Annotated in this window: 15 protein-coding genes and 2 tRNA genes; 10 read left to right on the top strand and 7 right to left on the bottom strand. The window is 63.1% G+C overall.

Annotation, left to right across the window (positions count from 1 at the left end; genetic code table 11):
• Nucleotides 1-37 precede the first annotated feature (37 nt).
• From AC1DZ8_RS26535 to hdaA, 3 genes are read left to right on the top strand one after another with little or no spacing between them, the layout of a single operon-like run.
• Nucleotides 38-595, top strand: a complete 558-nt coding sequence (locus AC1DZ8_RS26535; RefSeq protein ID WP_477301769.1) for a CDP-alcohol phosphatidyltransferase family protein — start codon at nucleotides 38-40, stop codon at nucleotides 593-595.
• Nucleotides 567-1772: an AI-2E family transporter gene (locus AC1DZ8_RS26530; protein WP_477301767.1), complete on the top strand. Its 1206-nt coding sequence runs from the start codon at nucleotides 567-569 to the stop codon at nucleotides 1770-1772. The genes AC1DZ8_RS26535 and AC1DZ8_RS26530 overlap by 29 nt, the downstream gene beginning before the upstream one ends.
• A 2-nt stretch (nucleotides 1773-1774) precedes the next feature.
• The gene (gene hdaA / locus AC1DZ8_RS26525) at nucleotides 1775-2479 is read left to right on the top strand and encodes a DnaA regulatory inactivator HdaA (protein ID WP_477301765.1); all 705 of its coding nucleotides are present in this window, start codon (nucleotides 1775-1777) and stop codon (nucleotides 2477-2479) included.
• Between the two features lie 205 nt (nucleotides 2480-2684).
• On the opposite strand, the gene AC1DZ8_RS26520 is transcribed toward hdaA, so the two are convergent.
• Together AC1DZ8_RS26520 and AC1DZ8_RS26515 are read right to left on the bottom strand one after the other, a co-directional pair.
• Nucleotides 2685-2945 carry a hypothetical protein gene (locus AC1DZ8_RS26520; protein WP_477301763.1) on the bottom strand — a complete coding sequence of 87 codons (261 nt, stop codon included), beginning with the start codon at nucleotides 2943-2945 and terminating at the stop codon, nucleotides 2685-2687.
• Between the two features lie 87 nt (nucleotides 2946-3032).
• Nucleotides 3033-3188 (bottom strand): hypothetical protein, encoded by a 156-nt coding sequence (locus AC1DZ8_RS26515; RefSeq protein ID WP_477301761.1) that lies wholly within the window; start codon nucleotides 3186-3188, stop codon nucleotides 3033-3035.
• A 32-nt stretch (nucleotides 3189-3220) separates the two neighbouring features.
• Between AC1DZ8_RS26515 and AC1DZ8_RS26510 the strand changes: the two genes are divergently transcribed.
• Nucleotides 3221-3388 carry a hypothetical protein gene (locus AC1DZ8_RS26510; protein WP_477301759.1) on the top strand — a complete coding sequence of 56 codons (168 nt, stop codon included), beginning with the start codon at nucleotides 3221-3223 and terminating at the stop codon, nucleotides 3386-3388.
• Nucleotides 3389-3443: 55 nt separating this feature from the next.
• Here the strand turns inward: AC1DZ8_RS26510 and AC1DZ8_RS26505 are convergent, their stop codons facing one another.
• The 3 genes from AC1DZ8_RS26505 to AC1DZ8_RS26495 all read right to left on the bottom strand — a co-directional run bounded on the left by AC1DZ8_RS26505 (nucleotide 3444) and on the right by AC1DZ8_RS26495 (nucleotide 5228).
• Nucleotides 3444-3752 carry a hypothetical protein gene (locus AC1DZ8_RS26505; protein WP_477301757.1) on the bottom strand — a complete coding sequence of 103 codons (309 nt, stop codon included), beginning with the start codon at nucleotides 3750-3752 and terminating at the stop codon, nucleotides 3444-3446.
• Nucleotides 3753-3915: 163 nt separating this feature from the next.
• A tRNA-Pro gene (locus tag AC1DZ8_RS26500) sits at nucleotides 3916-3992 on the bottom strand.
• 51 nt (nucleotides 3993-4043) lie between these two features.
• A complete protein-coding gene (locus AC1DZ8_RS26495; RefSeq protein WP_477301974.1) occupies nucleotides 4044-5228 on the bottom strand; it encodes a flavin-containing monooxygenase in 1185 nt (394 codons plus the stop codon).
• Between the two features lie 173 nt (nucleotides 5229-5401).
• Here AC1DZ8_RS26495 and AC1DZ8_RS26490 point away from each other — a divergent pair, with 173 nt between their 5' ends.
• From AC1DZ8_RS26490 to AC1DZ8_RS26465, 6 genes are all read left to right on the top strand, one after another.
• Entirely contained in the window at nucleotides 5402-5707 is a 306-nt protein-coding gene (locus tag AC1DZ8_RS26490; protein WP_477301755.1) for an ETC complex I subunit, read from the top strand.
• A 71-nt stretch (nucleotides 5708-5778) separates the two neighbouring features.
• Nucleotides 5779-5855 (top strand) — tRNA-Arg (locus AC1DZ8_RS26485).
• A 367-nt stretch (nucleotides 5856-6222) separates the two neighbouring features.
• On the top strand, nucleotides 6223-6582 hold the full coding sequence (locus AC1DZ8_RS26480) for an ArsR/SmtB family transcription factor (protein WP_477301752.1): 360 nt from the start codon (nucleotides 6223-6225) through the stop codon (nucleotides 6580-6582).
• Between the two features lie 281 nt (nucleotides 6583-6863).
• A complete protein-coding gene (locus AC1DZ8_RS26475; RefSeq protein ID WP_477301750.1) occupies nucleotides 6864-8303 on the top strand; it encodes an FAD-binding oxidoreductase in 1440 nt (479 codons plus the stop codon).
• Between the two features lie 266 nt (nucleotides 8304-8569).
• The gene (locus AC1DZ8_RS26470) at nucleotides 8570-9424 is read left to right on the top strand and encodes an arylamine N-acetyltransferase family protein (RefSeq protein ID WP_477301748.1); all 855 of its coding nucleotides are present in this window, start codon (nucleotides 8570-8572) and stop codon (nucleotides 9422-9424) included.
• Nucleotides 9425-9475: 51 nt separating this feature from the next.
• A complete protein-coding gene (locus AC1DZ8_RS26465; protein ID WP_477301746.1) occupies nucleotides 9476-10264 on the top strand; it encodes a 2-keto-4-pentenoate hydratase in 789 nt (262 codons plus the stop codon).
• Here the strand turns inward: AC1DZ8_RS26465 and AC1DZ8_RS26460 are convergent.
• Nucleotides 10261-11064 carry an ABC transporter permease gene (locus tag AC1DZ8_RS26460; protein ID WP_477301744.1) on the bottom strand — a complete coding sequence of 268 codons (804 nt, stop codon included), beginning with the start codon at nucleotides 11062-11064 and terminating at the stop codon, nucleotides 10261-10263. The two genes, AC1DZ8_RS26465 and AC1DZ8_RS26460, sit on opposite strands and share 4 nt — an antisense overlap.
• Entirely contained in the window at nucleotides 11064-11897 is an 834-nt protein-coding gene (locus AC1DZ8_RS26455; protein ID WP_477301742.1) for an ABC transporter permease, read from the bottom strand. Before AC1DZ8_RS26455 ends, AC1DZ8_RS26460 begins: the two co-directional genes overlap by 1 nt.
• Nucleotides 11898-11906: the final 9 nt, after the last annotated feature.

Here is an 11906-nt window from a genome sequence, read left to right as displayed (position 1 = left end):
GCATCTATCTCCCAACAAGCCACGACGGGACACACGATTGACCATCCCCAATCTGATCACCATCCTGCGCTTCCTGCTGGTCCCGGCCGTGGTGCTGGCGATGCTGAACATGCGCTGGGACTGGGCCTTTGCCGGCTTTCTCGTTGCCGGCATTTCCGATGGCGTCGACGGCTTCATCGCCCGCCGCTTCAACCAGCAGTCGAAGCTCGGCGCCTATCTCGATCCGATGGCAGACAAGGTGCTGCTGGTCTCGGTGTTCGTGGTCATGGGCTTCATCGGGCAACTGCCGCTGTGGCTGGTGGTCACCATGGTGTCGCGCGATGCGCTGATCATCTGCGCCGTGCTTTTGTCCACCGTCATGGCGCATCCGGTCGAGATGAAGCCGCTTTACGTGTCGAAGGCCAACACCGCCGTCCAGATCGTGCTGGCGGCGGTGGTGCTGGGCGAACTCGCCTTTTCGATCCACCTCGACCCGCTCCGGCCCGCGCTCATAATCCTGTCCGGGGTCTTGACCGTGGCTTCGGCCGCGGCCTATCTCGTGGCTTGGCTGAGGCATATGAGCGGCTATGGCGAAGGCTCCACCCCGGGCACCTGATCGAGAATCCATCGAAGTTGCGGCCGAGGCAGCGGCCGCGGGCGAAGCTGCGTCCCTGGCGTTCCGCCGCCAGATCTTCTTCTGGCTGGGAACCGCCGTCTTCCTGGCCCTGTTCCTCTACATCTTCTCCGGCATCCTGCTGCCCTTCGTCGCCGGCATGGTGCTTGCCTATTTCCTCGATCCGGTCGCCGACCGGCTGCAGCGCCTCGGCCTCTCCCGGCTGATGGCGACGGTGGTCATCCTCATTACCTTCATCGTCCTGCTGGTGCTGGCCTTCGTCATCCTGGTCCCGGTGCTGGCGACGCAAATGGCCGATTTCGCCGGCAAGCTGCCGGAATATTTGACCCGCCTGCAGTCGCTGATCACCAGCTTCGATCCGAAATGGCTGGAGCAGAAATTCGGCGTCAATGCCAATGGCCTGCGCGACGGGCTGAATTCGCTGCTGACCTCGGGCTTCGGCCTGCTGAGCACCGTCTTCACCTCGATCTGGAGTTCCGGTGTGGCGCTGGTCTCGGTGGTCAGCCTGTTCGTCGTCACCCCGGTCGTTGCCTTCTACATGCTGCTCGACTGGGACCGCATGGTTGCAATCATCGACAGTTGGGTGCCGCGCGACTATGTCGGGACGGTCAGGGCGATATCCAGGGACATCAACACCGCGACCGCCGGCTTCGTGCGCGGCCAGGGCACGCTCTGCCTGGTGCTCGGTGGCATGTACGCCACCGGCCTGACACTGACCGGGTTGAATTTCGGCATTCTCATCGGCTTGTTCGCCGGGCTGATCTCCTTCATCCCCTATGTCGGCTCGCTGACCGGGCTGGTGCTGGCCGTCGGCGTCGCCTTCGTTCAGTTCTGGCCGGACTGGACCATGGTGGCGTTGGTCGCCGGCGTGTTCTTCGTCGGCCAGTTCATCGAGGGCAACATCCTGCAGCCCAGGCTGGTCGGCAAGAGCGTCGGTCTGCATCCGGTCTGGCTGATGTTCGCGCTGTTTGCCTTCGGCGCCCTGTTCGGCTTCGTCGGCCTGTTGATCGCCGTGCCGGCCTCGGCCGCGGTTGCCGTGCTGGTGCGCTTTGCCATCGCCCGCTATCTGGAATCGCCGCTCTACAAGGGGCACGCCACTGAGCCCGTCCCGCCGCTGCCCGCCGATCGCGGCGGCGGTCACCGGACGCGGCGCGGCTGACCGTGGCCGACCAGAGAACCGAACCGCCGCGCCAGCTACCGCTCGATCTCGGCCATGGCACAGGCTACTCGCGCGACGAACTGGTGGTGTCGGCCACCAACCGCGAGGCAGCGACCCTGGTCGACCGCTGGCCGGACTGGCCCTCGCCGGTGATCGTGCTGGCCGGCCCGGCCGGTTCCGGCAAAACGCATCTGGGCTCGATCTGGCACGCACGGGCCAACGCCGTGGCGGTCGATGCAAGCCGCATCGGCAATGCCATCGCCGGGCTCGGCGGCAGGCCGGCGCTGATCGACGATGTCGACAAGGCAGCCATCGACGAGGCGGGCTTGTTCCATCTCATCAATGAAGTGCGCGGCGCCGGGTCCACCTTGCTGTTGACGGCGCGGCGTTTTCCCGCTGCCTGGGGTGTAAAACTGCCCGACCTTGCCTCGCGGCTGAAGGCGGCAGCGACCGTCGAGATCCACGAACCCGACGACCTGCTCCTGGCCGGCGTCATCACCAAATTGTTCGCTGACCGCCAGGTCGAGGTCGAGCAGCATGTCGTGCAATATCTCGTGCGCCGCATCGAACGCTCGCTGGCCACCGCCATGCGGGTGGTCGAACGGCTCGATCGCACCGCGCTCGAACGCAAGATGCCGATCACCCGTGCGCTGGCCGCTGAGATCGTCAGTGCGATGGACGAGGGGCAGGGCGAGTTGGAGATTTAGAGGCACCACCCAGCCACTGTCCCATTTCGGGATGGAAGCGTTGGCATCCATCTTGCAACGCTGCGCCTGCCGGCTGACCCCGGTCCTGATCGCGTTCCTGATCGGGTTGTAGGCTCGCCGGGAGTGATGATTGGGGTTCTCGCCCGGCGAGCTTACCATCACCTGGAGTGGTCGCCTGAGTGTCCTGTAAAAGGGCGCGCGGCTTCTACCCCCACAACGGCGCCAGATACCGGACCAGCAGGTAGACCGCTGTATGCGCCGCCACGTAGCAGGCAGCGACGACGACAAAGAAGGCCATGCTGGCGGGCCACGACCGGGGAGGGCCCTGCCTCTTGCTCGGCCGGTTGTTCCAAATCCACAGGGCAGCACAAATAATGGCCCAGACGACCACGAACGGAATCGCGATGCCGATATAGGCGAAGTAGGCAGGGCCTATCAGCGACAGCCATGCCTCGAGACCAAGCATCCAGAATCTCCCCTTTGCCAAAGTCCAGACCGCCGGCAGCGATGGACGCGAGGGGATTATCCGAGCGGAGCGCCTTGCGTCAAATCTTCAGCACGGGCCGAACGGCCGCTTCTCGATGAGATACCGCAAGCCTTCGGCGACATCCTCCAGCGCTACGACCTTCGCCACGACCGACCAGGCTGCTTGCCAGGCCGACGCGCTTTCGGTGAGCAGCAAAAACCTTGATGTCCGTGCGGCGCTCAAGATCTTACGCCGATGCCGTCGATGACGGCGCCATGGCCTTCGCTGATACGATTGACCCCTCTGCCCAAATGCGGATGCCAGATGGTTTCAATGAGGGCTGGATCGCATTCCCGGCCAATGGCGAGAGGATGGGGATGGTCAAAGGCGCCATCAGGCTGGCCGACGTGATTGCGGGCCTCATTGCCGGTGCGGGCGCCTAGGTCAGCCTAGGCCCCGGCCGACAAAACCGGCCGGAGCATGGCTAATGCGATCAGATCAACCGCAGACCCTGACCTGCTCGATGACCCTGTGGTGATGGCGCCAGTGCTTGACCAGTTCGATATGGCAGCGGTGATGGCGGTGGTGGCGACGCCACTGACCGTCATAGCCCTGGTTGTCGCTATATTCATCGTCGTCGTAGATTTTTTGGCGGTCGTGATGGCGGCGAATTCGTATTTGATCATTGTCCGATGAATATTGGTCGCCGTCATCGGACTGGATGATCAGGCTGGTGGCTTGTGTCGGTGCAATCAAAGCTGCCGTTCCGGCAAAAGCGATCATGGAAGCGATTATCAGGGTTTTCACTATGGCTCTCCTTGGGTCGAATAATACTCAACTCGCGGGAGAGCTTCGCGTTCCAATACAAATTTCAGGGTCGGCCGAAGCAGCCTGCCGGGCGCGGATGCGTACGGCCACGCGCCGGCACTGAGGCGCTGTTGGCGACAGGCAAACTTGCGGGGGAGAAAAATGGTCGGAGTGGAGAGATTCGAACTCCCGACCCTCTGGTCCCAAACCAGATGCGCTACCAGGCTGCGCTACACTCCGAGGCCCTGCGGCGTATAAGGTTCCGGGCCCTGCCGCGCAACCCCTAAAACGTCAAGCCGGCGTTGGCGGTCTGCGCTCGCGCGCAATCCTGGCGGCGATCGCCTTGGCCTGTATGCGGGCATTGGCGAAGCAGCCGCGGATGCTCGGCCGCATGCCGGTGAACCAAAGGCCCGGCAGCTTCGGGTCCTGGTCGGCGCCGTTGAACAGCGGCACGCCCTTTTCGTCGAGCACGCCGAGCTTGCCTAGCATGGTCTCGAGCCCAGTGCGGTAGCCGGTCGCCGCGATCACGATATCGGGCTGGATCGTCACGCCATTGTCGAAAATGACCGTGTCGCGGGTGAATTCCCGCACGGTCGGCAGCACGATGATCCGGCCGTCCTTGATGGCGTCGACGGCGCCGTCATCCGTGGCGATGGCGGTATAATCCGACGCCAGCCGGCTTGCCCCGCCCAAAGGCGTCGGCGGCAGGCCGAAGGCGGCGAGGTCACCGAAGACCAGCCGCTGCGTCGCTGCCATCACCGCATCGGCAAGCTTGAACGGCAGCCGCGCCAGCATCGGCGAGAAGCGGTGGACGGCGATCTGGCCGATGCGCTTGGGCAGCAGCGCCGGGCCGTTTCGCGCTGACAGCCAGATCTGCGCCGTATCCACCCGCGCCAGATGGTTGAGCGCGTCGAAACCGGAATTGCCCGCGCCGACGACCAGCACTTTCCTGCCGGCATAGTCACTGGCGTCGCCGAACTCTGCCGAATGGATGATGCGCCCGGCAAAGGCCTTCATGCCCGTCCAGGCCGGGATGACGGGCTGCCGGTCGCGCCCGGTGGCGATGACGACATGGCGCGCCAGTCGCGGCCCGGCGCCGGTCCGCACAAGCCAGTGGTCACCGTCGAAGGCGATCTCATCGACCGAGACGCCGAACTCGACCGGCAGCCGGTGCATGGCGCGGAATTCGTTGAGATGGCGGATGACCGCGCTTCGGTGCGGAAAGGCAAGGGTACCGGCGGGAAACGAGACGCCCGGAAGTGCCGAGAGATCGCGATGCGTGTTGAGGTGAAGCTGTGCGTGGCGCCGGTGCCATGGCTCGGCCAGCCGGGCTTCCTTTTCCAGCACCATCACTGGTACGCCGGCCTTGAGCAGCGCGTGGGCTGCGGTCAGCCCGGCCCCGCCGGCGCCGATGACGATCACGCCGTCGAAAATCGCTTGCTGGCCGGCCTCAGCGTGCAAAATCCCCGCGTCCATGCCTCTATGGGTCGCTATCATGACCATGACTTTTGATGCCACGCCAGTGTATCGGGCCTATGCCGCTTCCGAAGCGGCGCCGTTGCAGGCCGCTTCGGCCTTGCCGTCGGCAGTGTTGCACAGTATTGACTGAAATAAGGCGGCGCTGCCGCCAACGCAGCCACGAGGTGCCCATGTCCGCGCGTATTTTCAGCCCAGCCAAAACCGCGATGCAGTCCGGCAAGGCCAAGACCGGCCATTGGGTGCTGGAATTCGATCCCGCCCAGCGCAAGAGAATCGACCCGCTGATGGGCTACACCACATCGGGCGACATGCTGAGCCAGATCCGGCTCACCTTCGACACCAGGGAAGAGGCGGTGGCCTACGCCGAAAAGCAGGGACTGGCCTTCCGTGTCGAGGAGCCGAAGGAGACCAAGCGCCGGCAGATTTCCTATGCGGAAAATTTCCGCTATGACCGCAGGATTCCCTGGACGCATTGACCGGCATTGCCGGGGTAGCGTCCGGCGAAGACATCAGCCGGCCAAGATATAAAATGGCTTGTCCGGCCAGCGGTCCCGTAGCTCAGCTGGATAGAGCACCGGCCTTCTAAGCCGATGGTCACAGGTTCGAATCCTGTCGGGATCGCCAATAATTCAACGGCTTAGCTCGGGCGCTGTTCCACGAAATCCCACATCTCACCCTTTGTTTCCGCGGGGCGCGAAGTGGCCGTTGGCGCCATCCCTGGGGTGCCTGAAAAGCAGTTTTGCCGGTAGTAACGTTATGGTCTTGTGGAAAGAACGCGACGCTGGTAGGCTTTGGTCCGAAGTTGGCTAGGACTTTAGTCTGGTTATTTGGCTGGATTTTTGGTTTGTGCCAGCTGGGACTTGGCGCTGGTTTTGTATGTCGCCCCGGTTGAGTGGGCATGACGCGGCGAAATCATCGCAAAGGTGGGTTTATGGCTCTGCTGGCGCCTTTGCCCCATGGCGCTGGGTGAGCGCAAAAATATGTGGAATCGATGATTTCGAAAAAACTTGCCGCCAATGCGGAAACCGCCGCCGCCTTTCTCAACTTGCTGGGAAATGAGAAGCGGCTTTTGATCATGAACCATCTGGCCGTCGGCGAACTTTCGGTCGGTGTCCTTGCCGAGAGAGTTCAACTCAGCCAATCGGCCCTGTCGCAGCATCTTGCCAAGCTCCGCGCCTTCGGCCTTGTCGACACCCGTCGCGACCGCCAAATGGTCTACTATTCCTGCTCGTCCGGTGCGGCGCGCGAACTGCTTGCCATGCTGGATGGCTTCCTGGCGACCGAAAGACCGCTTGCGGGGCCGGGGCCGCATTACGTCGCCGAAAGGCTACGCCGGGCGCGAGCAGCCTGAGGGCAGGCATCGGCTTGGATTGGTTGGCCTTAGGCCGGGCTTCATTGCCGCTAACGCGCGAAGTCGATGTCGGCGCGTCCCGGCGCTGATCGCTAGTATTTTTTCCGATTTTTGCAGCTCTCTCCAGCGTTGGGTCGTCCATCCGGCCAGACTGCACGCTGTCGGGCGCCAACATGGGCGCAGCGCCGGTCCGTGCCGAACTTGCGCGATTTCTAATATAGGAGCACAGTTCGAAGCGTCGGGGGGAGAACGGCTCACAAGCAAAAAATCGGGAGGAAACCATGAACAGCATGAGCCTCACCACGCTTGAACGCGGCAAGACGACCGTCGACGCTGCGGTCCTTGAAGCGCTTTCGGCACAATTGCGCGGCACACTGCTTCATGCGGGCGACGCCGCCTACGACGAAGCGCGCACCGTCTGGAATGCCACGATCGACCGGCGCCCGGGTCTCATTGTGTGTTGCGTCGGCGCCTCCGACGTCATCAGTGCCGTGAATTTCGCGCGGGAAAACAGGCTTCTCGTCTCCGTGCGCGGCGGCGGCCACAACATTGCTGGCAGTGCCGTCTGTGACGGCGGCCTGATGATCGATCTGTCGGCCATGAAGTCGGTGCGGGTCGATGTCGTGGCGCGGCGGGTATGGGTCGGGCCCGGTGCCACGCTCGTCGATGTCGACCGGGAAACGCAGGCTTTTGGCCTGGTGGTGCCGACGGGTATCAACTCGACCACCGGCATATCAGGCTTGACGCTGGGTGGCGGCTTCGGCTGGATCACCCGCAAATTCGGCCTGACCATCGACAATCTTGTTTCAGCCGATGTGGTCACCGCCGATGGCAAGTTGCTGCGCGCCAGCCAGAAGGACAATCCGGACCTCTTCTGGGCGCTGCGTGGCGGCGGCGGTAATTTCGGCGTCGTCACGGCGTTTGAGTTCCAACTCCATCAGATGGGTCCGCAGGTTCTGTCGGGGCTCGTCGTCCATCCCTTCGCCGATGCCGAAAATGTGCTGCGGGACTATCGCAAGGCGCTCGAAACCGCGCCTGACGAACTGACCTGCTGGGTGGTCATGCGGCAGGCTCCGCCGCTACCGTTCTTGCCGACCGAATGGCATGGCAAGGAGGTGCTGGTTTTGGCCATGTGCTATTGCGGCGACATCCAGGCGGGCGAAAAGGCGACGCAGAAGCTCCGCGCCATCGGCACGCCGATTGCCGATGTCGTCGGCCCCAACCCGTTCACCGGCTGGCAGCAGGCCTTCGACCCGCTGCTGACGCCCGGCGCCCGCAACTACTGGAAGAGCCATGACTTCACGGAGCTTTCCGACAGCGCGATCGAGATCACGACAGCGGCGATATCCCGGCTTCCGGGTCCCGAATGCGAAATATTCTTCGGCCATGTCGGCGGGGCGGCGGGTCGCGTCAAGGCGGATGAAACGGCGTTCCCACAGCGCAGCTCGCATTTCGTCATGAACGTCCACGCCCGCTGGCGCGAACCGGCAATGGACAAGGCCTGCATCGACTGGGCCCGCGGTATCTATGAAGCGGCGAGGCCTTATGCAGCCGGCACGGCCTATGTGAACTTCATGCCGGAGGACGAGGTCGACCGGGTCGAAGCGGCCTATGGCGGCAACTATCGTCGGCTGCTGGAGATCAAGCTCCGCTACGACCCGCAGAACCTGTTCCGTATGAACCAGAATCTGCGGCCGAAGGAAGGCCTGCGCGCCGCTTGAGGCGGCAGCGCGTGATCCCGAACCGGAGATCCGTGCGTGCGAATATCGGAATCGATTTTGCCGCATTGACCTTCGGTTCGGAGCGGCCCGGGGCCGGCAATCGGATGATCGGCCAAGCTTGATCCTTGCGTCATCGGCACGGCTGGCGGAGCCTTCCGAGCCGATGGCCGCAGCTTCGACCCTGTCTGGGTCCGGACAGATTTTTGCCTTGAACGAGGCCTGTTTCATTGGCACCCTTGGCCGATGCCAGCGAGGGGCGGGGCCCAATGCCAGATAGCAAGTTCAACGTCGACGCTTGGCTTTCCCGTATCGGATACGACGGGTCGCGTGATCCGACGTTGAAAACGCTCAAAGCGGTGGTGACTGCGCACGCGACGGCCATTGCTTACGAGAGCATCGACGTTCTTCTTGATATCCCTCCCGCTCTCGATCCCGTCTCGCTGCAGGCCAAGATAATTCTTGGCGGACGAGGAGGTTACTGTTTTGAACAGAACATGCTGTTTCGCGCCGGCTTGCTGGCGCTCGGATACAGGGTGACAAGCCTTCAGGCTCGCGTGGTGCGCGGATTGGAGATCGATGCGCCTCGACCCATGCTGCACATGGTTTTGCGGGTGGAACTACCGGAGGGCTCGTTCCTTGCAGATGTGGGATTTGGAAATCTTGCGCCGACGACCGCGCTGAAGCTCTTCACGCAGGAGGAGCAGGAGACTCCCCACGAGATCATGCGGTTTTTGGAGATGGGGGATGAGTTGGTGCTGCAGTCGAGGCTGAGAACCGGATGGGAGCATATCTACAGGGTTGTCTTTCTGCCTCGTGTCGATGCCGAGTACGAGATTTGTAACTGGTTCACCGCCAGCCATCCGCAGAGCCCATACCTCAACAACCTGATCGCGGCGCGTCCCGGGCCAAACAGAACGCGACTGACCCTGTTTAATTCGCGCTTCAACAGGCGATACCCGTCAGGTGAGGTAGAACGGCGTACGATAGACGGCATCGAGGGGTTTCGCGATGTGCTTGCGAACGAGTTTGGCCTCCACCTTTCCGAGACCAAATTGCAAACGGCCGTCGCTCATATGGAACAACGAGGGACGCGCGGCGCGCCTCATCCGTTCTTCGCTTAGCGTGCCGCATCTCGACGACATTATTCTCCCTACGGATTTCCGGAGCTGACGATGCTCGATTCAGAAAAGGCCAAAACCGCGTCGCGTTTGCTGGTAGGCCATTGGGACAACGGTACTCGTCTCGACGCCATACCCCAGGAATTGCGGCCGCAAACGCGGATCGAAGGCTACGCCATCCAGTCGCATGTGGTGAATCGCTCGGCGGCGCCGCTTTTCGGCTGGAAGATTGCCGCGACCAGCCTGGCCGGACAAAGGCACATCAACGTCGACGGCCCGATGGCGGGGCGTCTGCTGGCCGAGAAAGCGGTTGAGGTTGGCGGCGTCGTTTCCCTGGCGACGAGCAAGATGCGCGTGGCCGAGATCGAATTCGCCTTCCGCTTCGGCCGCCAGTTGCCGCCTCGTCCGTCACCCTATCAAATCGCTGAAGTGATGGATGCCGTTGCGACCTTGCACCCGGCGATCGAAATACCGGACTCGCGCTATGATGATTTCTGTGCTGTCGGGGCGGCGCAACTGATCGCCGACAACGCCTGCGCCAATCTGTTTGTCATCGGCGAGGCGGTAGACGACGATTGGCGCGACGTGGACCTCGCCAAGCACCCTGTGGTGGCTTTCGTTTCCGGAAAGTCGCAGCACAACGGCACAGGGGCAGCGGTATTGGGTGATCCGCGCATCGCGCTCACCTGGATCGTCAATGAACTGTCGGGCCTGGGCATAGCCCTGCAGCCGGGACAGGTGGTGATAACCGGCACCTGCGTGACGCCGATAAGCGTCGAGGCCGGCGACGAAGTCACCGGCGATCTGGGCCGGTTTGGAAGGGTCTCGGTCAGGTTTGTCTAGTGCGGCCGCTGCCTGACGACGATGCTGCGCACGGCCAGTACCAGCACCGTGATAATGATCAGGATCACCGATAGCGCCGCGATCGCCGGGTCGATGTTGTCGCGCAGGCCCATCCACATCAGCCGGGGCAGGGTGATGGCGTTGACCGATGTGATGAACAGCGTGACGCCGATCTCCTCCCAGGACAATACGAAGGACAGCAGGGCGGCGGTGACGATGCCGAACTTGATGTTGGGCATGATGATGCGCGTTGCGCGCTCCCACACGCTGGCCCCTAAGCCGCGCGCGGCGAGGTCGATGCGGCGGTCGAGCTGGCTGAGCGAGACCAGGATCAGCACGGTGGCGAAAGGCACCGTCATCACCGAATGCGCCATGGCGACACCGAGCCAGGTGTCGTAGCCGAAGAACGAGCTCATGCCCGAGATCGAGGTGAGCAGGAAGTAGAGCGTGATCGCCGAGACCACCGGCGGCACCACCATCGGCAACAGCACGAAGCCGACCAAGGCTGCCGTGAAGCGTGGCTGGAACATCCAGACGCCAAGGCTGAAGCACAGTGCCAGCACGGTGGAGATGACGCTGCTGACGATGCCGATCCGGATCGACAGCAGTATGGCGTCGAGCCAGCGCGAATCCTCGATCAACGAGCGATAGTGGCGCAGCGACAGTTCGCCCGTCGGCATCGCCAGCATGCGGCTCGGCGTCAGCGACACAGGGATGACCGCCAGCAGCGGCAAGAGCAGGAACAGCGCCACCAGCAAGGCGAGGATCAGCGAGACGGGACCGGGGCGATAGGTCGGCATCAGATCAGCTGCTTCGGTCTGACATAACGGAACAGCACCGCCATCAGCGCGCCGACGAACAGCACCAGCACCACACTGATCGCCGCGCCCAGTCCCCAGTCGGGGCTCTGGAAGATCCTGAGATAGATCAGTTCGGCGATCATCACGCTGCGGCCGCCGCCGAGGATCGCCGGCGTGACGAAGAAGCCGAGGGAGAAGACGAACACGATCATCGCCGAGCCGATGATGCCAGAGCGCGTCATCGGCACGAACACAGTCCAGAAGGTGCGCATGCGGCTGGAGCCAAGCCCGCGCGCCGCAAGCAGCACGCGCTCGTCGAGGCTGCGCATGGCAGACGCCAGCGGAAACACCGCGAAGGGAATGAGGAAATGCGTCATGCCGACGATGACGCCGAACTCGTTGCGCACCAGCGCCAGCGGCTCGGAGATGAAGCCGATCGATTGCAGCCAGGTGTTGATCAGTCCGCGGTTGGAGAGCAGCGCCACCCAGCCGAAGGCCCGCGTCAGCACCGAGATCCAGAAAGGAACGAGAATGCAGAATTCGGCGACAATGCGCTGCGCCGGGCTGCCGCGCACCCATACCATGGTAATCGCATAGGCCGCCGCCACCGAAACCACCGTGACGATCAGTGCAATGCGCAGCGTGCGGATGAACACCGACTGCACCAGCGCGTCGGTGGCGAGCGCGCCATACTGGCCGAGCCCCGGCGTTGGCAGCGTGACGCTCCATTTGACGACGCCAAGGAACGGCCAGGCATAGGCGAGCACAAGAAACAGGAGCAGCGGCGCCATCAACAGCGCCGCGCCCATCCTGTCGGAGAGGGTGCCTCTCATCTCGGTCCG

The organism is Mesorhizobium sp. P2_F7, assembly GCF_056403695.1.
This window is presented reverse-complemented; position numbering and strand designations above follow the sequence as displayed.